At 70.4% G+C, this 20,960-nt stretch carries 25 protein-coding genes; 9 read left to right on the top strand and 16 right to left on the bottom strand.

Going from position 1 to position 20,960, the window contains the following annotated elements:
• Positions 1-53: 53 nt before the first annotated feature.
• On the bottom strand, positions 54-647 hold the full coding sequence (locus G361_RS0115500; RefSeq protein ID WP_019928005.1) for a TetR/AcrR family transcriptional regulator: 594 nt from the start codon (positions 645-647) through the stop codon (positions 54-56).
• Positions 644-1,351, bottom strand: a complete 708-nt coding sequence (locus tag G361_RS0115495; RefSeq protein WP_019928004.1) for an SDR family oxidoreductase — start codon at positions 1,349-1,351, stop codon at positions 644-646. Before G361_RS0115495 ends, G361_RS0115500 begins: the two co-directional genes overlap by 4 nt.
• Positions 1,352-1,472: 121 nt before the next feature.
• On the opposite strand from G361_RS0115495, the gene G361_RS0115490 reads away from it, so the two are divergent.
• Entirely contained in the window at positions 1,473-2,189 is a 717-nt protein-coding gene (locus G361_RS0115490; RefSeq protein WP_036495110.1) for an endonuclease/exonuclease/phosphatase family protein, read from the top strand.
• A gap of 1 nt (position 2,190) precedes the next feature.
• On the opposite strand, the gene G361_RS0115485 is transcribed toward G361_RS0115490, so the two are convergent.
• The 3 genes from G361_RS0115485 to G361_RS0115475 all read right to left on the bottom strand — a co-directional run bounded on the left by G361_RS0115485 (position 2,191) and on the right by G361_RS0115475 (position 4,273).
• Entirely contained in the window at positions 2,191-2,793 is a 603-nt protein-coding gene (locus tag G361_RS0115485; RefSeq protein WP_019928002.1) for a maleylpyruvate isomerase family mycothiol-dependent enzyme, read from the bottom strand.
• Positions 2,794-2,871: 78 nt separating this feature from the next.
• On the bottom strand, positions 2,872-3,849 hold the full coding sequence (locus tag G361_RS0115480) for an RNA polymerase subunit sigma-70 (RefSeq protein ID WP_019928001.1): 978 nt from the start codon (positions 3,847-3,849) through the stop codon (positions 2,872-2,874).
• Positions 3,850-3,895: 46 nt separating this feature from the next.
• Positions 3,896-4,273, bottom strand: a complete 378-nt coding sequence (locus G361_RS0115475) for a helix-turn-helix transcriptional regulator (protein WP_019928000.1) — start codon at positions 4,271-4,273, stop codon at positions 3,896-3,898.
• Between the two features lie 104 nt (positions 4,274-4,377).
• Here G361_RS0115475 and G361_RS0115470 point away from each other — a divergent pair, with 104 nt between their 5' ends.
• Entirely contained in the window at positions 4,378-5,592 is a 1,215-nt protein-coding gene (locus G361_RS0115470; protein ID WP_231386880.1) for an MFS transporter, read from the top strand.
• Positions 5,593-5,640: 48 nt separating this feature from the next.
• Here G361_RS0115470 and G361_RS0115465 read toward each other — a convergent pair whose 3' ends face one another.
• Together G361_RS0115465 and G361_RS0115460 are read right to left on the bottom strand one after the other, a co-directional pair.
• A complete protein-coding gene (locus G361_RS0115465; RefSeq protein ID WP_019927998.1) occupies positions 5,641-6,948 on the bottom strand; it encodes a KamA family radical SAM protein in 1,308 nt (435 codons plus the stop codon).
• Between the two features lie 80 nt (positions 6,949-7,028).
• On the bottom strand, positions 7,029-8,093 hold the full coding sequence (locus G361_RS0115460) for a hypothetical protein (protein ID WP_019927997.1): 1,065 nt from the start codon (positions 8,091-8,093) through the stop codon (positions 7,029-7,031).
• 160 nt (positions 8,094-8,253) lie between these two features.
• Between G361_RS0115460 and G361_RS0115455 the strand changes: the two genes are divergently transcribed.
• Together G361_RS0115455 and G361_RS0115450 are read left to right on the top strand one after the other, a co-directional pair.
• On the top strand, positions 8,254-8,853 hold the full coding sequence (locus G361_RS0115455) for a TetR/AcrR family transcriptional regulator (protein ID WP_019927996.1): 600 nt from the start codon (positions 8,254-8,256) through the stop codon (positions 8,851-8,853).
• Between the two features lie 175 nt (positions 8,854-9,028).
• Complete coding sequence (locus tag G361_RS0115450) at positions 9,029-10,312, top strand: cytochrome P450 (RefSeq protein WP_019927995.1); 1,284 nt, start codon at positions 9,029-9,031, stop codon at positions 10,310-10,312.
• 39 nt (positions 10,313-10,351) lie between these two features.
• Here G361_RS0115450 and G361_RS0115445 read toward each other — a convergent pair whose 3' ends face one another.
• The 7 genes from G361_RS0115445 to G361_RS0115415 form a co-directional block, all read right to left on the bottom strand.
• Entirely contained in the window at positions 10,352-10,942 is a 591-nt protein-coding gene (locus G361_RS0115445; RefSeq protein WP_155981465.1) for a hypothetical protein, read from the bottom strand.
• A 165-nt stretch (positions 10,943-11,107) separates the two neighbouring features.
• Entirely contained in the window at positions 11,108-11,920 is an 813-nt protein-coding gene (locus G361_RS0115440; protein ID WP_019927993.1) for an SDR family NAD(P)-dependent oxidoreductase, read from the bottom strand.
• A 168-nt stretch (positions 11,921-12,088) separates the two neighbouring features.
• Positions 12,089-12,406 (bottom strand): GNAT family N-acetyltransferase, encoded by a 318-nt coding sequence (locus G361_RS0115435; RefSeq protein WP_026343074.1) that lies wholly within the window; start codon positions 12,404-12,406, stop codon positions 12,089-12,091.
• A gap of 11 nt (positions 12,407-12,417) precedes the next feature.
• Positions 12,418-12,906: a carboxymuconolactone decarboxylase family protein gene (locus tag G361_RS0115430; protein WP_019927991.1), complete on the bottom strand. Its 489-nt coding sequence runs from the start codon at positions 12,904-12,906 to the stop codon at positions 12,418-12,420.
• On the bottom strand, positions 12,906-13,388 hold the full coding sequence (locus tag G361_RS0115425; protein ID WP_019927990.1) for a VOC family protein: 483 nt from the start codon (positions 13,386-13,388) through the stop codon (positions 12,906-12,908). The genes G361_RS0115430 and G361_RS0115425 overlap by 1 nt, the downstream gene beginning before the upstream one ends.
• Before the next feature lie 59 nt (positions 13,389-13,447).
• Positions 13,448-14,215, bottom strand: coding sequence for a pirin-like bicupin family protein (locus G361_RS0115420; RefSeq protein ID WP_019927989.1), 768 nt, complete (start codon positions 14,213-14,215; stop codon positions 13,448-13,450).
• 197 nt (positions 14,216-14,412) lie between these two features.
• Positions 14,413-14,739: a glycine zipper domain-containing protein gene (locus G361_RS0115415; protein WP_019927988.1), complete on the bottom strand. Its 327-nt coding sequence runs from the start codon at positions 14,737-14,739 to the stop codon at positions 14,413-14,415.
• 429 nt (positions 14,740-15,168) lie between these two features.
• Between G361_RS0115415 and G361_RS0115410 the strand changes: the two genes are divergently transcribed.
• The gene (locus G361_RS0115410) at positions 15,169-15,882 is read left to right on the top strand and encodes a helix-turn-helix domain-containing protein (protein ID WP_019927987.1); all 714 of its coding nucleotides are present in this window, start codon (positions 15,169-15,171) and stop codon (positions 15,880-15,882) included.
• Here the strand turns inward: G361_RS0115410 and G361_RS0115405 are convergent.
• On the bottom strand, positions 15,864-16,244 hold the full coding sequence (locus G361_RS0115405; RefSeq protein WP_019927986.1) for a VOC family protein: 381 nt from the start codon (positions 16,242-16,244) through the stop codon (positions 15,864-15,866). The genes G361_RS0115410 and G361_RS0115405 overlap by 19 nt on opposite strands.
• A 324-nt stretch (positions 16,245-16,568) precedes the next feature.
• On the opposite strand from G361_RS0115405, the gene G361_RS0115400 reads away from it, so the two are divergent.
• The 3 genes from G361_RS0115400 (at position 16,569) to G361_RS0115390 (ending at position 19,053) form a co-directional block, all read left to right on the top strand.
• Positions 16,569-17,303 (top strand): GntR family transcriptional regulator, encoded by a 735-nt coding sequence (locus G361_RS0115400; protein ID WP_155981464.1) that lies wholly within the window; start codon positions 16,569-16,571, stop codon positions 17,301-17,303.
• Positions 17,304-17,380: 77 nt separating this feature from the next.
• Positions 17,381-18,787, top strand: coding sequence for an amidase (locus G361_RS0115395; RefSeq protein WP_019927984.1), 1,407 nt, complete (start codon positions 17,381-17,383; stop codon positions 18,785-18,787).
• 71 nt (positions 18,788-18,858) lie between these two features.
• Entirely contained in the window at positions 18,859-19,053 is a 195-nt protein-coding gene (locus G361_RS0115390) for a hypothetical protein (RefSeq protein WP_019927983.1), read from the top strand.
• Between the two features lie 7 nt (positions 19,054-19,060).
• Here G361_RS0115390 and G361_RS0115385 read toward each other — a convergent pair whose 3' ends face one another.
• Positions 19,061-19,477: a DUF1003 domain-containing protein gene (locus G361_RS0115385; RefSeq protein ID WP_026343073.1), complete on the bottom strand. Its 417-nt coding sequence runs from the start codon at positions 19,475-19,477 to the stop codon at positions 19,061-19,063.
• A gap of 126 nt (positions 19,478-19,603) precedes the next feature.
• Here G361_RS0115385 and G361_RS0115380 point away from each other — a divergent pair, with 126 nt between their 5' ends.
• Complete coding sequence (locus G361_RS0115380) at positions 19,604-20,950, top strand: amidohydrolase (protein WP_019927981.1); 1,347 nt, start codon at positions 19,604-19,606, stop codon at positions 20,948-20,950.
• Positions 20,951-20,960 lie beyond the last annotated feature (10 nt).

Genomic DNA, 20,960 nt, shown 5'->3' with positions numbered 1-20,960 from the left:
GCGAGAAGCTTACTTCCCGCAAGTAAGAATATAATTACCGACGGGCCGGTCTGCTACGGCTGCAGGTCAGGGGATTCGGTGCCGAACAGAACCGTGAGCACCGCGCGCATGATCTCCGGATCGCCGGTGCGATCCCGATCCAGCAACCACTGCTGCTGCATCCCGTCCAGCAGGGCCAGCACCGCGACCGCGGCCGCGTGCGGGGTCAGGCCGGAGGGCAGCCGCTCGCCCCAGCGCTCGGTGTAGCCGCGCGTCATCTCGTCGAGCACCTGCCGGTAGTGCTGCCGGAAAACGTCCCGGGCGGGGTGCCCGGCGGTCGCGCTCTCGGCCATCAGCACGCTGTACGCCTGCGCGAACGCCGGATGCGCGCGGTTGTGGGCGACCACCGCGGCGAGTTGACCCGGCACATCCGCCTGCAACCGGTGCGGCGGCAGATCCCCGCGCCCGACCTCGACGGTGCGTTCCAGGATCGCGGCCAGCAACTGTTGTTTGCCCGGAAAGTAGTGCAGCACACCCTGTCTGGTGAGGCCCACGGCCTCCGCGACGGCGTCCAGCGAGGTTCCGCGATAGCCGCGCTCGGCGATCATGTCGAGTGCGGCCCGCAGGATCTCCTCGCGTCGCCCGCCGTGCGGCCGGTCGGCGGTCACGGCAGCGGGGCCGATCGATAGCGGGCCGACGGCTGCCCCGGCCGCACCACCAGTTCGGTGCCGGGCTCGCCGGTGCGCAGCAGTCCCTCGATCTCCGCGGCGACGATGTCCGCCGACAGCATCGGAATGCCCGCCGCCCGGAACCGATCCCGTCCACCCTCGGTCAGCGGGGTGTCGACCAGGCCGGGACATACCGCGGACAGTCGGATGTGCTCCCGGGCCAGCGTGCCCGAGAACGCTCGCACCAGGCCGATCACGGCGTGTTTGGTCATCGTGTAGACGGGATCCTGCGGTACGCCCTGCAGTGCGGCCAGCGAGGCCGTCACCACGATCGAGCCGCCGCCGGCGCGGCGCATCACCGGCAGCGCCGCGCGCAGGCCCCACACCACCGCGTGCTGGTTGACGCCGACCACGGCCCGGTAGCGGTCGAGATCGAGGGTCGCGGGATCCTTGTCGACCGAGTTGATCCCCGCGTTCAGCACCAGCAGATCCAGCCGCTCGCCGGCGGTGGCCACCGCGCGTTCGGACAGCGCCGGATCGGTGAGATCGCCGACGACGGACGCGCCGCCGATCTCGGCCGCCACGTCCGCCACCCGCGGATCGCGATCCACCAGCACACATCGGACGCCGGCACTCGCCAGCCGCCGCGCCACCGCCGCACCGATACCACCGGCGGCCCCGGTGATCACCGCTGTCTCGTTCATCGGATTCTCCTTCGTTCGGGCAACCCGGAGCGAACTATACCTACTTACCTGTAGGTAGGTGAATCGGTCGCTCGGTACGCAGCCGGACGGCGGGCCCGAGCGGTCCACTACCGTACTGAGTGTGATCTCCGTCGCCACCTGGAACGTCCTGCATCGCGTGCACGCCGAGAACTGGTACGAGGAGGTGGCCGACCGGTGGCCGGACGAGCCCGCGCGCATCGCCGCCGTGACGCGCTGGGTGGCCGAGCGCGAGGAACACGCCGTCGCATTGCAGGAAGTCAGCGGCGATCAGCTCGCCGCACTGCGAGAAGCGTTGCCGCACCGCGCCGTTCACGCGTTGCGCTATCCCCGGGTGCCACGCTCGCGGCGGATCGCGACCGCACTGCGGGACCGGGACGAGCATCTGGTCGTACTCACCGCGCCGGGCAGCCGGCTGGTCACCGCGACCGCCTTCGCCGACGATCCGGGCAAGGGGGTCGTGGTCGTCCGCACCGGCGATCTGACCGTGATCGCCACCCATGTCACCGGCGACGGCCGCCGCGGTGGCCAGTTCGCCCGGCTGGCGGAATTGGCCACGGCGGCAACCGGTCCCACGGTCGTGCTCGGGGATTTCAACGCCGATCGCGCGACGGTGGCGGCGGGGCTCGGCGCCGGGTTCGCGGTCGCCGCGCTCCCGGATCTCGTGCCGACCCGGCCCCGCACCGTCGGCACGAAATCCGAGTTCATCGACCACGTGGTCACCATCGGCGCCGTCACGACGGCGGTCGCGGTCGAGGATCTGCACGGCGTCTCGGACCACAATCCGGTCCGGGCCACGGTGGTGCCGACTCCGGGCTGAGTCAGTGTTCGGGTATCGGGCGGCGTCCCGTCACGATCAGCAGAATATCCTTGGCGGACAGGGTGATCGGCGTTCCGTCGCCGAGTTCGACATCGGAATCGTTCGCCCGCAACCGAACTCCGTCGAGGTCGACCCCGAAGTAGGCGAAGGACCGGGGACCGCCGGCCCGCAGCACGGTGGCGATGCGGTCGATGGGCGCGGCCGGCAGGCCCAGCGGCTCGGTGATGTCGAGACCGTGGATCACGTCGTGGCTCAGCGCACCCGCCGCCCCGCCGCCCGGCGGCCGCCACGGGTGGCCGACGTTGTCCCGTAGTGCGGCAAGCAGTTCGGCGTCGCTCATGCGCGCGGTATCGGCGCGTGCGGCGCGATCGGCGTATCGGTCGAAGGCGAACCGGGCCGCGATCATCCCGCGCAGGAATCCGAGGGTCGAGGTCCGGTAGGGCATCGTCATGTGCGCGAGCACCTCGCGCACGCGCCAGCCGTCGCACAGTGAGGGGGCGGCCCACTGCCGCGGGCCGAGGCCGGCGAGCAGTCCGGCGAGTCGTTCGCGCTCGGCGACGGTGTGCGCACGCAGCCGGGCGGTGTCCTGATCGGTGCTGGTCATCGGTGTCCGTTCCTGGTCGGGAATGTGGTCACCTCTGGTACGAACGGGACGGCCGGGATTCATCGGTCCGCGCGAGAATCACCGCGCGGGGTCGGCGACCGGGGGCAGGCCGAACTCCGCGAACCGGTCCGCGGTGCCGAGATAGGTCACCTGCCGGGCGATCCGGCCTGCGCGGACCGTCACGGCCAGCAGCGCGAACGGCCGCGGTACTCCCGTCTCGTCGCGGCGGTACTGGCCGAAACCGATCGAGCCGTTCATCGCGACCTCGAGCAGCCGATCGCCGACACAGGCGTCGGCGGCGGCGAACACCGTGACGATCGCCTCGCGTCCGGCCAGCCGCCAGGCCAGCGGCGGCATACCCGATTCGGCGTCCGCGCAGAGCAGCGCCGCCAGGCCGGCGACGTCATGGGTCTCGAAGGCCGACACATAGCGCCGGATCAGGTCGCGGTCGGCGGGATCGGCCGGATCGAGGGCCTCGTCCGGCGCGGTCCGGACGGTCGCGAGGGTGGCGCGGGCCCGTTGCAGGGCACTGTTCACCGCGGTGGCGCTGACGCCCAGCATGTCCGCGGTCTCGGCGGCGGTGAACGCGAGTACCTCGCGCAGTACCAGGACCGCGCGCTGCCGTGGCGGCAGATGTTGCAGCGCCGCGACGAAGGCCAGCCGCACCGATTCGCGCTGGGCCACCACCTCGGCCGGATCCCGCGCCGCGATCAGCGCCGCATCGGGCATCGGCTCCAGCCAGCGGTCGGCGGGCAGTACCGCGCCGGGATCGAAATCCGCGGCGGACGGGCCGTCCCAGGCCAGCATCCGGCGCGTGCGGCCGCGCAGCATGTCCAGGCAGATGTTCGTGGCGATGGCGTGCAGCCAGGTCGACAGCCGGGACCGCGCCGGATCGAAGGTGTCCAGCCGCAGGTAGGCGCGCATCAGGGTCTCCTGCACCGCATCCTCCGCGTCGGCGGCCGAACCGAGCAGGCGGTAGCAGTACCCGGTCAGCGGGACGCGCAGGGCCTCCAGCGCGCCGGGTTCCGTCGGCGCCGCGCCCGTCGATGCGCTCACCCCTCCATGCTCGCATCGGGTCCGGACGGTGTTGCGGCGGGGCCGCTCAGTCGGCGTCGGCGGGGGACCATTCGGCGACGAGGTCGAGCAGTCCGGGGAAGCGGGTGTCGAGATCGTCGATGCGGACGTGGCTGCGCCGCTCCAGGCCGTACTGCCGCTGCCGGATCAGGCCGGCCTCGCGCAGCGCCTTGAAGTGGTGGGTGAGTGAGGATTTCGGGCGGTCGATGCCGAACCAGCCGCAGGGGTGATCGAATTCCTCGGAGTGCAAGAGCAATTCGCGCACGATGTACAGCCGCAGCGGTTCGCTGAGTGCGCCGAGCGCGGTCTCCAGCCGGATGTCCTCCGGCGCCGGTTCGGGTAGTGGCTCCGGCAGATCCGCCGGTCGCGCGGGTGCCGCGAACCGGTGGGCGGCTGTCGACGGCATGGTGTTCCTCCGATCACAGTAAGTACGACTTCCATCGTACTACTGTTAAGTTCGACTCCATTCGAACCAGTACGAGATTGTTCGAACTGATGGAGGGAGTGGTCGTGACAACGACCGGAACGACGGCGCCCCGGACCGGGCGCACGCCGGTGCGCGCGATGTGGCTCGCGGCCTGGCCGGTGACGGCGATCTTCGTGCTGTCGAATACGGCGACGCCACTGTATGTGTTGTGGCAGAACAGGATCGGCTTCTCCAAGGGCATGCTGACGGTGATCTTCGCCGGGTACATCGTGGGCCTGCTCGGCTCGCTGCTGGTCTGCGGCGTGGTGTCCGATCGCTCGGGCCGCCGGTCGGTACTGCTGCCGGCGCTGGGGCTGGCGCTGCTCGCCTGCCTGATCTTCGCGACCGCCACCGGCGTGGTGGCGCTGCTCGTCGCGCGGGTGTGCACCGGGGTCGCGGTCGGCGCCGCGGTCTCGGCCGGAATGGCCGCCGTCACCGATGTCGCGGGGCCGCAACGGAAATCGCAGGCCGCCCTGCTCGCCTCGTGCGCCATGGTGTTCGGGGCCGGGGCGGGACCGCTGCTGTCCGGCATCGTGTCCGAGACCCTGCCCGCCCCCACGGTGACGGTGTTCGTGGTGGAGGCGGTGCTGCTGGTGACCGCGGCGGTGGCCGTCCTCCGGCTTCCCCTGGACCGTCCGGTGCCTGCCGCCACCGGTGCGTGGGTGCGGGTTCCGCGGGTGCCCGCCGGCCGGGGGCGCGAACTCGCGCTCGGCATCGCGGTCTTCGCTCCGGGTATCACCGCGACGTCGTTCGTGCTGTCGCTCGGGCCCGCCCTGCTGGCCGGGCTGCTCGGCGTGACGAGCCGAATCCCCGCGGGCGCCATGGCATTCGGCATGTTCCTGACCGCCACGGCGGTCCAGTTCGCGGTCCGCCGCCTGCGCCGCCCGCTCGTCATGATCGCGTCCACCCTGGCCACCACCGCGAGCACGGCGACGCTGATCGCGGCGGTCCGCACCGAGACCGTCGCCTGGCTGGTCGCCGCCGCGCTGCTGGCCGGCGCCGGTCAGGGCCTGGGTCAGCTGGGCGGACTGTCGCTGCTCAACACCACCGTCCCGGTCGACCGCCTCGCCGAGGCCAACGCCGCCCTCAACACCGGCGGCTACCTCCCCGCCGGCCTCCTCCCCGTGATCGCCGGATACCTGGGCGACGCCACCGGACTAGCCACCGCCACAACCATTTTCGGCGCCGTCGTCGCCGCGGCTGCCGTCCTCGGCGCACTCGCCGTGGCTGCCTCCCGCGCCACTGTGGCACAGGTGTGAACCCGCGGGTCTCGCGCGGGCATCCCTGTGCCGCAGGGCGGGAACGGTTTACGAGGTCTCGTGGGGGAACCGGTCGGCGAAGGCGGGTTCGAGGTCGTCGAGCCAGCGCGCGGTGGTGCTGTACTCGGCGAAGAACGGTGTGCCGACGAGGTTTTCGTCGCGGGCCTGGAGGAAGCGCAGCACGAATACGCGGTGGTCCGCGACGGTGGTGACGCCGTCGACGACGACCTTGCCGGGGGTCGCCGACATGACCGGGCCGCGGACCGTGCGGGCCAGGCCGGGTACCGCGCGGTAGGCCTCGGTGAACAGCGCGGCGGAGGCGGCCAGCGGGACCGCGAAGTGGTCCCGGGGACCGGTGTCGCGCTCCACGAACATGTAGTACGGGATCATGCCGAGCCGAACCTCGTTCGCCCACAGGTCGATCCAGTCGCGAGCGCTGTCGTTGACGGTGCGGACCACCGGTGACTGGCAGCGGATCGTGGCGCCGGTGCGTTGCAACCGCTCGATCGCGGTGCGGACGATGTCGGTCTCCAGTTCCCGGGCGTGCGACACGTGGGCCATGATCGCGAGATGCCGCCCGGAGGCGGTGATCCGGCTCAGCAGGGTCAGCAGTTCGTCGGCGTCCGGGTCGGTGACGAAGCGGTACGGCCAGAACGCGAGCGCCTTGGTCCCGATCCGGATCGAGGTGATGTGCTCGAGCTCCGGGGTCAGCAGCGGCTCCAGATGGCGGGCCAGGACGGGCGCGCTCATGATCAGCGGATCGCCACCGGTTACCAGTACTTCGCTGACCTCGGGGTGCCGGCGCAGGTACCGGATCAGCACCTCCGGCCCGGCGGCGGCCATGTGCAGATCCGGATCGCCGACGAACTGGGCCCAGCGGAAACAGTAGGCGCAGTAGGCATGACAGGTCTGGCCGTTGCTCGGGAAGTAGAGGACCGTGCCGCGGTACTTGTGTTGCAGGCCGTCGAGCGGTTCGCCGTCGGCGATGGGCCGGTTGAGGGTGCGCTGCCCCTCGGGATGCGGATTCAGCGTCTTGCGGACGCGCGCCGCGGTGTGCCGCACCTCCATCGCGGGAGCGCCCTCGGCCAGCAGTCCCGCGATCTCGGCCCGGTCGTCGGCCGGCAGCATGTCCGGATGCGGCATGGTCAGCCGGAAGATCGGATCGTCCGGCGCGCGGGACCAGTCGATCAGTTCGTCCAGGACGTAGCGGTTCGTCCGGAACGGCAGTACCTCGGCCACCGCGGCCAGATCCAGTGCGGCGGCGTCGTCGAGTCCGGCCCGGGCGGCGATGCCCGGCAGCGCTCGGGTGCCGAGGGCACGAAATCCGCGCGGGTGTTCCGTGGTGCCCAGCGACATCCGATGCCTCCAGCCACATGCCCGACGGACGTCGGGCGACCGAGGTCCGAGCTTATCGTGACGGGCGGTAATCAGCTAATTCACAGCTCGACAGGGTTCATCCGGACGAAACCCGCGTCCGGCGCCTCGTTGTAGATCCGGCGCATCTCCGCCGCGAGCCGATCGAGCAGACCCGAACCGTCGTCGGTCAGCCGGGACAGGGTGTGCTCGTTGCCGTCGCCGAGGCGGGCGGTCACCGGGCGCGGGCCCGCCTGGTCCAGGAAATGATCCACCCGCATGCTCACCAGGTACCGGACATGTTCCAGGGCAACGGATTTCACCATGCAGGTCCGTTCGATGCGGCCGTCGTACAGCACGATCGTGGTCAGCGATTCGAAGGGCGCGGAGTGGCTCCACACGGTGTGGAACCGGTCGTTGACGAAGCGGCCCAGCGGCGATCGCACCGAGACCTCCAGTTGCCGTGAGTCCCCGGACAATTGGCCGATGGTGTAGAACGACACCAGGCAGCGGTCGTCGGCCCGGTACATGGTGACGTCCGGTCCGGAGGAGTACAGCCGCACCTGGAAGTCGGCGCGCAGACCGGAACTCGCGTCGGCCGGATCGGATCTGCCTATCTCCTGGCGCAATTCGCGCAGGGTCTTCAGATTCAGCGTCAGCTGGCGTTGCAGATCCTCGGCCGTGCCGAGCTCCAGGGCGCGCTGTTCCGCGGCCAGGGTGGTCGGATTGATGAGCAGGATCCGCACGGACACACCGCGATCCAGCGCACTCCGGATGACCTGCTGGAACCGCTCCGCGTACGGATCGAGCAACATGTTGGAGAACGTGTCGACGATCCGGATCACATCGGTGCTGCGATCGGCGCGGTCCAGGAAGCGGTGATAATCGAGTTCGCGATGTTCGCGGACCCGGGACTCGCCCGCGCGCTGGATGATCGGCGTCAGCACATAGATGGTGAACACCGCGCCGATCAGATCGGCGGCGGTGTTCAGTTCGTAGTTCCGCCAGAAATCCGACAGTCCCGCCGCGAGGGCGGTGAGCGTCAGGATGACCGCGACGCCGACCCCCAGGCCCGCGATCCAGCGCGGTTCCGGCCGGCGCCGCCGGCGATCTCGGAACCGGCGCCGGGCATTTCCCGGTACTGCCACTCGGTGAGGCTATGGGCAGAGGTGCGGACCGCGCTACCAAAAGCCCTGTCGCCCTGGGGCGGTCGTGGCCGCCGCGCGGGCCCGGCCGGGAACGGCCGCCGCGCGGGCCCGCCGAACCCGCCCGGGTGCTGTACGAGTGCCCAGTGTTAGCCTGAACGGCATGCCCACCCGGCGACGAGGCGCGAACGATACGGCCACGCGGCGCGAACTGCTCGACGCGACGGCGCGGATCATGGTCGCGGACGGTTACGCCGCCGCCAGCGCCCGGCGGGTCGCGGCCGAGGCGGGGGTCAAGCCCGCGCTGGTGCACTACTACTTCCCGACCATGGACGATCTGTTCGTCGCGGTGCTGCGTGACGGCACCGAGGGGCATTTCGACAGCCATCGGCGCGCGCTGGCCGGGCCGCGGCCGCTGCACGCGCTGTGGGAGCTGGCCAAGGACGCGCAGCGCAACTCGCTGATGATGGAGTTCTTCGCACTCGCCAACCACCGCAAGGCGATTCGCGCGGAACTGGTCGCCTACGCCACCCGCTTCCGCGAGGTGCAGCTCACCGCGCTGACCTTCATCCTGCGGCAGTACGGCGTGGACACCGACGAGTTCCCGCCGGTGGCGGTCTCGCTGCTGCTGTCGACGGTGACCACCATCCTGGTCATGGAATCCAATCTCGACCTCACCCTAGGCCACGACGAGACCATCGCGCTGATCGAGCGATACCTGGACGGCCTGGAGCCGCCGGCGACGGCCGCCGCCGGCGACTGAACTTTCGTTGTCCACTCGTACAGCGAACCCCTTCCCCGGGTGTCGCTGGGCTGCTACTCTCGCTCTCCGGTAACTCCATTACCGAAGCTGCGAATCCGAATCCCGGATTCCGAGAACAGTGGTCTGCGCCGGCGCGCAGACCCGTCTTCCCCTGCCGGGAAAGGCTGGTTAGCACATGACCGATCTGGCATCAGTCGACTATTTCTCCGATCCGGACGTCGCCCAGGATCCGTACGAGTACCTGGCGTATCTGCGCGGGCGGCATCCGGTGTTCCGGGAGCCGCACCACGACGTGGTGGCGGTGACCGGTTATCAGGAGGCGAACGAGATCTTCCGCGACGCCGAGCACTTCTCCTCGGCGATCTCGATCGGCGGTCCCTTTCCGCCGCTGCCGTTCCGGCCGGCCGGCGACGACATCACCGCGCAGATCGAGGAGCATCGCCACCTGTTCCCGATCAACGAGCACATGGTGACGATGGATCCGCCCGATCACACCCGTACCCGGGCGCTGCTGGCCAAACTCCTGACGCCGAAACGGTTGAAGGAGAACGAGGAATACATGTGGCGGCAGGCCGATCGTCAACTCGACGAATTCCTGGCCGCCGGTCGCTGCGAATTCCTGGACGAGTACGCGAAACCCTATGCGACGCTGGTGATCGCGGATCTGCTCGGCGTACCCGACGACGATCGCGACGAGTTCCGCTCCGCGCTGTCCGGTCATGCCGAGCCGGGCAGCCGGGTCGGCGCGCTGGATCACGAACCGGTGGGCCTGAATCCGCTGCAATGGCTGGACGAGCGATTCGGCGCGTACCTCACCGACCGGCAGCGGCAGCCGCGGGCGGACATCCTCAGCGTGCTCGCCACCACGACCTATCCGGACGGGACGAAACCCACGGTGGCCGAACTGGTCCGGCCGGCCACCTTCCTGTTCGCGGCCGGGCAGGAGACGGTCACCAAACTGCTCAGCGTGGTGGTCAAGGTGCTGGCCGAACATCCCGAATATCAGCGGCAGCTGCGCGCGGATCGCAGCCTGGTGAACCAGTTCATCGAGGAGTCACTGCGTTTCGAGAGTCCGACCAAGGTGGACTTCCGCCTGGCCAAGCGGTCCACCCGGGTCGGCGGGGTGGATATTCCGGCCGGCACGGTGGTGATGCTGTGCATCGGCGCGGCCAACCGCGACCCCCGGAAGTTCGAGAATCCGGACGAGTTCCGGCTGGATCGCCGGAACTCCCGCGAGCACATCGCCTTCGGCCGCGGCATCCACACCTGCGCGGGTGCACCGCTGGCCCGCGCCGAGGGACAGGTGACGCTGAACCGCCTGCTCGACCGGGTCCGCGATATCGCCATCGACGACCGGGTGCACGGTGCCGGGCCGGACCGCCGCTATCGCTACGATCCGACCTTCCTGCTGCGCGGCCTGCGCGATCTGCACATCACCTTCGAGCCGCTGGGTTCGTAGTCGCCGGAATGCCCACGGGCACACCGGGAATGCGCCGATTCAGGCGCCGATCGGCAGCAGGTCGCGGAAACCCGCGGCGCCGGGCTGGAATTCGCGGCAGCGGAACAGTTCCGGGGCCGCGGGCGCCGGGTGCCCGGCCACCGACAGTGCACGCGCCTTGAACACCTGGGCCGCGCGGCTGGCCCGGTGCTGCACCGGGTCGAACCGCGCGCCGAGGTCGCCGAGCGGCCGATCGCCCCAGAAGGTGACGTGGTCGATCAGCTCGTGGTCGAAGATGTCGAGCAGGCCCGCGCGGACCCGATCGTCGGCGGCGAACAGCTCGGTGTCGATGGCGAGCGCGTTCGGCATCGGGCTGCGCACCCGCGCCGCGAACGCCGACTCCAGGTCGACGACCCGCACGCCCAGGATGTCCAGCGGCCGGGTGTCGGCGTGATCGGCCACGATCGCCGTCACCTCCCAGCCGGACGAGACCCGGTCGAACAGCCAGCCCCCGGCGTACCGGGCCACGGCCGCCACCGTGGGCGCCAGCGCGACCAGGTGGTACCGGCGCCGGTGCTCACGGGCCACGGCGACCGCGCGGGCTCGGGGATGGGAACGGGTGCGAGGGCCGGATTCGGCAGCTCGGGACATCTGACTTCCTTCTGGTCGGGCAGCGGTGACCGCCGCGCAGTGGTGCCGTTGCGGTGGGTGAACCGTCGGCCATGAGACAACCAGATGTTTGCCGACTGTGACAAGGGTCTCAGCGAAACTTTTTTGTCATCGACTGCCGGAAAGCGTTCCGGCACGCGGTACGGCTCAGCCGACGGCCGCCGCGATCAGGTCCGCCGTGCGCCGGCGAAGCTCGGCGCGAGCGGCGGAATCGTAGGCCTGCGCGTCGGCGCGGGCCTGTTTCCGCCCGTTGAAGTACGCGCCGTTCGGCACATCCTCGCTGATCAGCCGGAGAACGGCGTCGCCGCCCTCGTCGACGGTGCTCAGCGGCGAACCGCCGAATTCGCGCACCATCGTGGTGTCCATGTAGGTGGCCGGATGCAGCGCGGTCACCGTGACCCCGGACGGTCCGAGCTCCTCGGCGAGATCGAAGGTCAGCATGATCAGCGCGAGCTTGCTGCGCATGTACGCGGCGCCCCCGCTGTAGCCGTGCTCGAAGTTCAGATCGTCGAAGTCCAGCGCCTGCTGGCCGATCGAGGCGACATTGACCACCCGCGCGGGCGCCGCGGCGGTCAGCAGCGGAACCAGCTGCCGGGTGAGCCGCGCCCCCGCGAGATAGTTGACGGCCAAACGCAATTCGTACCCGTCGGCCCCGAACTCGCGCGCCGAGTCCGGCGCCCCGAAGCCGACCCCGGCATTGTTGACCAGCACATCGAGCCGATCGGTACACGCACCGACCTCGGCGGCGAGCCGATCCACCTCCTGCAGCGACCCCAGATCGGCGATGAACACCTCCGGCTCCGGCCCCCCGGCGGCCACGATCTCCGCCCGCACCCGCTCACCGCGCTCCCGGTCGCGTCCGTGCACGAACACGCGCTCGCCCGCCCGGCCCAGCCGCACCGCCAGGTGCTGCCCCAGCCCGTCGGTGGAACCGGTGATCAGAATGGTCTTGCCGGGCATATCTACTCCTCGCCCTCGGTGCGCAACCCGACGAACCGGATGGTTCGCAGGCGAGCGTACCCCAGCCCCCGGGGCCGCTGATCGGAATCTGCTGTGCGCCAGGGGGACCGGGAACTCAGGAACTTCCGCCGGCTCGGGACCGGGGGTGGTCCCTGCGGCGCCGCCCGATCATTCGGCGGGCAGCCCGAATTCGGCGCGGGTGGCGGCCGGGACCAGGTCCAGGTAGTCGTCCGGATGTTCGGCGATCACCTTGCGGACGTAGGTGCAGTGCGGGAGGACGGCGAGGTCGCGGCGGCGGGCGTCGGCCAGGGCTTCGGCGACGAGCTGTTTCGCGAGGCCGCGGCCGCCGAAGGCGGAGTCGATCTCGGTATGCGTGAAATCGATGGTGCCGCCGGACAATTCGTACTCGGCGAAACCGGCGAGGGTGCCGTCCGCGGATATCTCGTAACGGTGCGCGGTGGGGTTGTCGCGGATGTCGGTGCTCACGGGATGCTCCTTCACGTCGTGGGGGTGACCGGGCGGGGCCGGACCGGATGGCGGCTCACGATCGAGATCCGGTTGAACGCGTTCATCGCGACCACCACCCAGCCGACGGCCGACAGTTGTTCGGCGGTCAGGACGGCGGCCGCGGCGGCGTAGTCCCGGTCCTGGATATGGTCGTCGGGCAGGGTGGTCAGCGATTCGGCGAGCGCCAGCGCGGCGCGTTCCCGCTCGTCGAACAGGAGGGTGTCGCGCCAGGCCGGGAGGGTGGCGACGCGCTGGACGGTCTCGCCGTACTGCAACGCCTCGCGGGTGTGCAGATCGAGGCAGAACGCGCACCGATTGAGTTGGGAGACACGGATGTTCAGCAGTTCCACCAGCCGGCGGTCGAGCCCGGCGGATTCGGTCGCCTGCTGGACGGCCTTGGCGACCTCGAGCTGGGCGTGGTACGCGAGCGGGTGCTGCTTGTCGATGTAGGTGCGCGTGGTCGTGACCGTCTCGCTCATCACAGCACCTGCTGTCCGTACATCTCGCCGAGCGGGTCGGCGATCAGTTCGATGCGGGCGCCGTCGGGGTCGCGGAAGTAGACCGAGACCCCGCTGTGCCGCTCGTAGCCGACGCCGGCCGCGTCGAGCCGGCGCACCGCCGCCTCCCACTGCGCGGGCTCCACCGAGATCGCCACGTGATGCAGTCCGCCCAGCACCTCGCCGTAGGGGCCGAGGTCCAGGCCCGGGAAGTCGAAGAACGCGAGCAGGTTGCCGTTGCCGATATCGAAGAAGAAGTGCGACGACCCGGCGTAGTCGCGATTCTCGATCAGCTCGGTCAGCGGGAACCCCAGCAGTTCCTGATAGAACCGGATGGTTCGCTCCACATCACCGCTGATCAGCGCGGTGTGATGCAGGCCGCGCGCGGTGGAGGCGCCACGCTCGGCAGCGGGCCGCAGGTAGGTCGCGCGCAGCCGCTGCCGGTCGGTCGGTGAATCTGTCATCTCTGCCTTTTCTCGGGTGCGGACCCGTCCATGATGGCCGGTACGGATGAACGGACCGGTCAGAGCTGCACCGCGGCGTGCATCTCCCACACCAGGATCTCGGCGGGTTCGGTCGCGGTGACCCGTTGCCCGCCGGTCGCGGTGAACCGCACCGCGTCGCCGGTGGCCAGCGGCCCGCTGCCCTCCAGCGTCACCGCGCCGCGCGGGACGAACAGGTGCAGGAAGGGCGCGTCCGGCAGCGTCACGGTCTGTCCCGGCGCCAGGCGCGCGGCATGCAGGGCCGCGTAGGAGTTGCGGATGCGGATCGCCGCGTGATCGGCGTGCTCGGGCATCCCCGACGCGACCGTGACCAGCCCGCCGGACAGCAGTTCCCCGTCGATCTCCAGCTGCTCGTAGCCCGGGGTGATCCCGGCCTCGTCGGGCACCACCCACATCTGCACGAAGTGCACCGGGTCGCGGTGCACGTCACCGCCGAGCCGCCAGGAGTCGTTCTTCTCCGAGTGCATGATCCCGCGCCCGGCGCTCATCCGCTGCGCCAGCCCGGGATAGATCACCCCGTTGTTCCCGGTCGAATCCTGGTGCACCAGAGAGCCTTCCAGCACCCACGTGACGATCTCCATATCGCGGTGCGGATGTGTCTCGAATCCGGTGCCCGGATCGACGATGTCGTCGTTGTTGACCAGCAACAGCCCGTGATGCGTGTTGTCCCGGTCGTAGTGGTGACCGAACGAGAAGGAATGCTTGGAGTCCAGCCAGCCGAACTCGGACTTGTACCGATCCGCCGCGCGGCGGACGTCGATGGTGGGGGTCGGACCGATGGTGGTCATGTGCCGTCCTCGCTGTCGGTGATCCGGGTGGCTCCCGCCCGGAGATTTGGTTTCCATGTCCACCAACAGGGCGCGGCTCGGGACTATTCCCTGGAGTCGCGCGGGGTGCGGGGGTGCCATCTGTTCCGCTGTCGATGGCACCCCCGCGTCTCACCGTCGCCGGGTGGGTGCGGGGGTTTCCGCGGCCCGGCGGGGGATCAGGGCAGGACCTGGGGGACCACGACCGGGTCGACCGCGCCGACGATGCCGCCGATGACCGCGCCGAGCAGGGTCGGGACCGGGTCGCTGAACGAGCCCGTGGCGGAGCCGATGGCCGCGCCGGTGACGGCGCCGTTGAGGACCGGGTCCGGGTACTGGGCGTCGGGGTTGGTGGCGACCTCGAGCGGGATGCCGCCGGATACGGGGTCGGCGGTGGCCGGGGTGGCGGCGTTCGCGGAGCCCGCGAAGATGGCGGCCGCCGCGAGCGGCAGGGCGCTCGCGGTCAGGACGCGAGCGGTCGTGGTGGCCAGGGATTTACGAGCCATTGTCTTCCTTGTCTTTCGAACCTTCGTGTGGCAAAACTTCGAATCGAACACCGCTGCTGAAAAGTGGTGCAACGGAGTAGATCCAGGCGCCGGAAGGTCTGTCAACCGATTCCGGCCGACTTGTGACTTGTGTCACCTTGACATGTCGGAAATCCGCTCAACGGCAGTCGCGGACGCGGTACTTCTCCGTGATCGCACACGAAATTCACAGTGCGTCAACAGCTTCGGATCCTACGGTGCGCCGGGGCCGGTGGCGGGCGGAAGTCCTCGCGCGGGTCGGGCATCGCGCGGGGCGGGTACCGAAGGGGGCCGGGGCGCGGTGGGCTCGCCGGTGGGGGCGGATCGGCGGATCGCGGCGGTGGGTCCGGGTGCGGGCCGGTGGGGCGGATTTGCAGTCCGATGGCTGGCCGGGTGCGGTAACGTCGCGGTGTGGGGCCCGAACCGATTCCCTATCGGGAGTATCCCGTGCGCGGGGTGCCCGGGGCGCTGGTGTGGTCACGGCGGGTATCGGGTGCGGCGCTGGTGCTGCCGGACGGGTGTATGGATCTGCTGTGGCTGGGGGAGCGGCTGATGGTCGCGGGGCCGGACACCCGCGGATACCGGGTATCCGTACCGGACGGCGCGGCGGTGCGGGGGATCAGATTCGCGCCGGGTACGGCCCCGGCGCTGCTCGGGGTGCCGGCCGGGGAACTGCTGGACAGCCGGGTCGCGCTGGCGGATCTGTGGCCGGCCGATCGGGTCCGCCGGATGACGGGACTCGTTGCGGCGGAGGACGACCCGATGCGTGGATTGGCCGCGGCCGGGCGGCTGCTGACCGCGGCGGCGGGGCCGGTGGATCCGGTGCCGGGACATATCGTGCGGTCGCTGCGCGGCGGCGCCTCGGTCGCGGCGACCGCCGACGCCACCGGGCTCGGCGTGCGCCGGCTGCACCGAATATCGCTGGCGGCGTTCGGATACGGGCCGAAGACCCTGGCCCGGGTGCTGCGCCTGCAGCGCGTGCTGCCGCTGGCGCGGGACGGAATTCCGTTCGCGGAGTGCGCGATCCGGGCCGGCTATGCCGATCAGCCGCATCTCGCGCGCGAGGTCCGCGCGCTGACCGGCCGGCCGTTACGGGCGTTGCTCGGTCAGGACAGCGGCGCGTAGAGATCGACGCCGTTGCCGTCCGGATCGTGCACGCTCGCGTAGCGCTGACCCCAGAACGCGTCGAACGGCTTCAGTTCGCCGTGATATCCGGCGGCGGTCAACTCCTCGTACCAGGTGTCGACGGCGGCGGGATCCGGGCAGCGGAAGGCAAGATTCATCCGGCCCGCGCCGCCGCGCCAGGCCGGATGGAAGCTGCGGATGGTCGCCTCGGTGTCGAGGGTCAACCGGAACCCGCCCGGCAACTCGGCCTCGCGGTGCCCACCGAGGTCGTCGCCGAAGCGCAGGCCCAGCCGGGTGTAGAAGTCCACCGACGCGTCCACGTCCGCCACGACCAGGCCGATCACATCGAGTTGTGCTGTCATATCCGGCACGGTAGGCGCCGCCGGACCGCGCCGTCTTGAACGAATCGGACGCGGCGCAGCGGCCCGTTTTCCGGCGCAACCGGCGATGGCCCCAACGAAACCGCAGGTCCGGGCGCTGTCACCGCGGCCCGGTCCGGCGTAACCGGGCGCAACGGCATCCGATACCGCACGGAAACAGACCACTGGGACCGTCGATCGGACAGCACGGACACGTTCGAGGGCGAAGGGAGCGATATGAGGGGAGCGCCCGCCACGCCCGCCCGTAACACCGGGGTCACCGCCGGGAGACCGGCCCGAAACCGCCGCTGCCTACCGTCCGGAACCATGAGGACGGCCGGGCACGGTGGCCACGACGTGCGGCGGCTGCGCGACATCCTGCGCGCGGCCGTACGTGGCGGCAGCTACCCGCGCGGCCTGTTGCCCGGCGAGCCCGAATTGATGGCGACCCACCACGCCTCCCGCGCCACCGTGCGCGCCGCCCTGGCGCTCCTGCGGACCGAGGGACTGATCGAGCGCACCCAGGGCGTGGGCACCCACGCCGTCGCGATCCCGGTGCAGACCTCGCTGCCGGAGGCGCACGGTGTGATCGCGCCCGCCCGGGACAGCCTGTTCAACCAGCGGATGCGCCCGCGCGAACTGGACCGCACGGTGCTGCCCGCCCCCGGCACCGTCGCCGAGCGGCTGCGGATCGCCCCCGGCACGCCCTGCCTGCGCCTGGAATACGTCGCGCTGCACGAGGACGAGCCGATCGCGATCGCCACCAACTATGTACTGTTCCCCGAGGCGGAGCGGTTGCGCGACACCCCGTTCGTCTCCGACTGGTACCGGCTGCTCGCCGATTCCGGTGTGGCGCTGTCGGATTCGGAGTTCGTCTTCGACTGTGAACCCGCCGACGCCGGCCTGGCCGCGGTGCTGGGCATCCGCGAGGGCGCCCCGCTGATCGCGCTGGAACAGCTCATCTACGACCCCGACGGCAGGCCCTTCGACCTCGCCTTCATCCACACCCGCGGCGAACGCTTCCGATTCGTCTCCCGCGGTACCAGCCGGACGCTGTCGTAACGCGTCTCCCGGCTCTCCCCCGCGCGGCGCCCGCCGCGCAGAAAGGTCCGGCCATGTCCGAAATACCCTCTCTCCCGGTGACTCTCACCGACGCGGCGGCGGCCCTGCGGTCCGGTGCGGTGACGTCGGTGGAGCTCACCCGCGCCGCCGTCGGGGCGGCCGACCGGCTCGACGGCGCGCTCGGCGCCTATCTGGCGCGCTTCGACGACTACGCCCTGGAGCGCGCCGCGACCGCCGACGCGGAACTCGCCGCCGGGCAGGACCGCGGCCCGCTGCACGGAATCCCGTTCGGGGTCAAGGACATCATCGCGATGGCCGAGGGGCCGACGACGGCGCAGAGCCTGATCCTGGACCCCGCCTGGGGCGCCGGTAAGGACGCCCCGGTGGTCGCCCGGCTGAAGGCCGCGGGTGCGGTGATCACCGGCAAGTCGACCACCATGGAATTCGCGGTCGGGATGCCCGATGTCACCAAACCCTTTCCGGTGCCGCGTAATCCGTGGGATCCGGCCACCTGGCCGGGCGGGTCGAGCTCGGGTGCGGGCATCGGCGTCGCGTCCGGCATGTTCCTGGCCGGACTCGGCACCGACACCGCGGGCAGTATCCGCATCCCGGCCGCGTTCTGCGGGGTCAGCGGGTTGATGCCGACCTTCGGCCGGGTACCCAAATCCGGTTGTGTGCCATTGGGTTACAGCCTCGACCACATCGGCCCGCTGGCGCGCAGCGCGCGCGACTGCGCCGCCGTGCTCGCGGTGATCGCCGGGCCGCATCCCAGCGATCCGGACTGTGTGGACGCCCCGTTCACCGTCCCGGAGTGGATCGGCGATCTCACCGGCGTCCGCATCGGTGTGGTGCGGGAGGGACACTTCCCCGAGATCGGTGATCCGGCAGTGGATCCGGTGTTCGACGCGGCGGTCGCCGTCCTGACCGCGGCGGGGGCGAGCGTCACCGAGGTGACGCTGCCGTACCGCCCGGAGATGATCACCGTGGACATGATCACCATGGGGTGCGAGGCGCTGGCCTACCATCGCAGCGATCTGTCGGCCCGCTGGGACGACTACTTCCTCGCCACCCGGGCCATGCTGGCGATCGGCGCCCAGGTCTCCGGCGCCGATTACGTACAGGCACAACGGGTCCGGCGGGTGGCCCAGGACGCCATCGGCCGGCTGTTCGACACGGTCGACGTGATCGTCGGCCCCACCGCCTCCACCGGCGCGCCGACCTTCGAGTCGATCACCGGCCCCGACGGCACCCCCGATATCGGCACGCTGTTCAGCCTCATCCACACCCCGTACTGGGACACCCTGGGCAATCCGGTGCTGGCCGTGCCGATGGGCTTCACCGACGGCGGGCTGCCGCTGTCGCTGCAACTGGCCGGTCGCGCCTTCGCCGAGGCCGAGATCCTGCGCGTCGCCGACGTTTTCCAGCAGGCGACCACCTGGCACCTGCGTACCCCCGAAACCGTTGTGGAAGGAATTGCGGCATGAGCGGTCGAGCGCCGGAGACGGCAGCGGAGCGTAACCACGAAGGCGCTCCGTCCATGCCCGATGGAGACAGCATGAGTGACACCATGAAGACCTTGCTCGGCCTGTCCACCCTTCCCGCTTCCGAGGCCGAGATCGCCGCGTACGCAGCCGGTTTCGAATTCCAGCGGGCCGGCGTCGACGCGCTGTACGCGGTGCCGGAGGCGCGGTACGCCACACCCGCACTGCATTTCCGGGCCGCGGCGCGCATCGTCGACTGGGCGAGCTGAACCGGAGTCAGTGGTCGTCGGGACGCTCGGGCTCGTCGAGCAGCCGCCGGTGCAGTTCGGCGGTCATCCGGTGGATCGCCCGGGTGAGCTCGGTGTTGGTCTTGAGTTCCAGTTCCTGTTCCCGGAAGTCGTGATCGGCCTTCAACTGCTGGAATTCCGCCTGCCGGTTCTGGCCGATCATGACGAAGGTGGACAGGAAGATCGCCTCCAGTGACACCACGAGAGTCAGTGTGGGCCAGGGGTTCTTCTCGACGAACAGCATCCAGACCGTGAAGCCGGCGGCGTGGATGTACACGAACATCATCGAGCCCGCGAATTTGGTGATCCAGTCCGCGACCCGCAACTGCATACTGGCTGCGCGGCGGTCGCGCAGCTTGACCACTGCGGGATGCTGCTCTCGGTTCGGTGGCGGGGACGTGGTCATATTCGATCTCCTCTGGGTCGGCGGGTGCCGAGGTCGCGCCGGATACTAACCGGCCGGGCCCCGGCGCCGGTCGCGTCGGTGCGTGCGAGCATGGAGCCGGACCGCCGAACGAGCCGAGGAGATCGGATGAGCACCGCATCGGAGTTGAAGGCCCGGGTCTGCGCCGAGATCGAGCGGCACGCGGCCGAGATCACCGGCCTGTGCGACGACATCATGCGGCATCCGGAGACCGGTTACCGGGAGACCCGCACGTCCGCCCTCGTCGCCGAGCGCTTCACCGCGATGGGACTGACCCCGCGGACCGGCCTGGCCCGCACCGGGGTGAAGGCCCGGCTGCGCGGCCGGGCGCCCGGCCCGACCGCCGCGATCCTCGGCGAACTCGACAGCCTGCTCATCCCGGACCATCCGTACGCCGATCCGGTCACCGGCGCCGCGCACGCCTGCGGTCACAACGCGCAGATCGCCTCGATGATCGGCGCGGGCCTGGGCCTGCGCGCGGTCATCGGCGAACTCGACGGCGACGTCGTGCTGTTCGCCGTCCCGGCCGAGGAGTGCATCGAGGTCGGCTGGCGAATGTCGTTGCGCGACAACGGCGAGATCCACCAGACCACGGGTAAGGCCGAACTGATCCGGGCCGGGCACTTCGACGACGTGGATCTGGCGATGCTCACCCACACCGGCGTGGCCGCGCCGCCGATCGCATTCGGCATGCGGGGCAACGGTTCCCTGGTCAAGCGGGTGCGTTTCCACGGCCGCGCCGCCCATGCCGGCGCCATGCCGTGGGCCGGGATCAGTTCGTACAAGGCCGCGACGGTCGCGATCGCCGCCGTCGACGCGCACCGGGAATTCTTCGACGACTCCGATGCCGTGCGGGTGCATCATCTGATCACCCACTCCGGCGACTCGGTCTCGGCGATCCCGGCCCGCACCGAGCTGGAGATGATGATCCGGGCCCGCACCGTCGAGGCCATGCGCGACGCGTCCGAGCGGGTGGACCGCGCGCTGCGCGGCGGGGCGCTGGCGATGGGCGCCGATGTCGAGATCACCACCGCGGTCTCGTATCTGCCCTTCCGCGACGACGAACCCCTCACGGAGGTCACCGCGGCGAATGCCAGGCAACTGCTCGGCGCGGACGCGGTCGGGCGCATCCCCGAGATCACCGGCGGCTCCACCGATATGGGCGATCTCGGCACGGTGATGCCGGTGGTGCATCCGCTGGCCGCCTCCGGCTGCGCGACCCCGTTCCACGGCAACGCCTACTACACCGCCGATCCGGTGGCGGCCGCCGTGGTCCCGGCGAAGGTGATGGCGTGCACGGTCGTCGATCTGCTCGCCGACGGGGCGGCCGCCGCCCGCGCGGTCATCGAGCGCAGTGGCCCGAAGCTCGGCCGCGCGGAATTCGCCGGGCTGCACGACTCCCTGTCCAGCAGCGAGTACTTCCGGGGCGGTCTGCTCGATCGGGCCGAGTCGTAGCACGATGTGG

The organism is Nocardia sp. BMG111209 (assembly GCF_000381925.1).
In the GTDB taxonomy this organism is placed as follows: Bacteria; Actinomycetota; Actinomycetes; order Mycobacteriales; family Mycobacteriaceae; genus Nocardia.
Note: the sequence above shows the minus strand (reverse complement) of the source record. Positions and strands in the feature narration are given on the sequence as shown.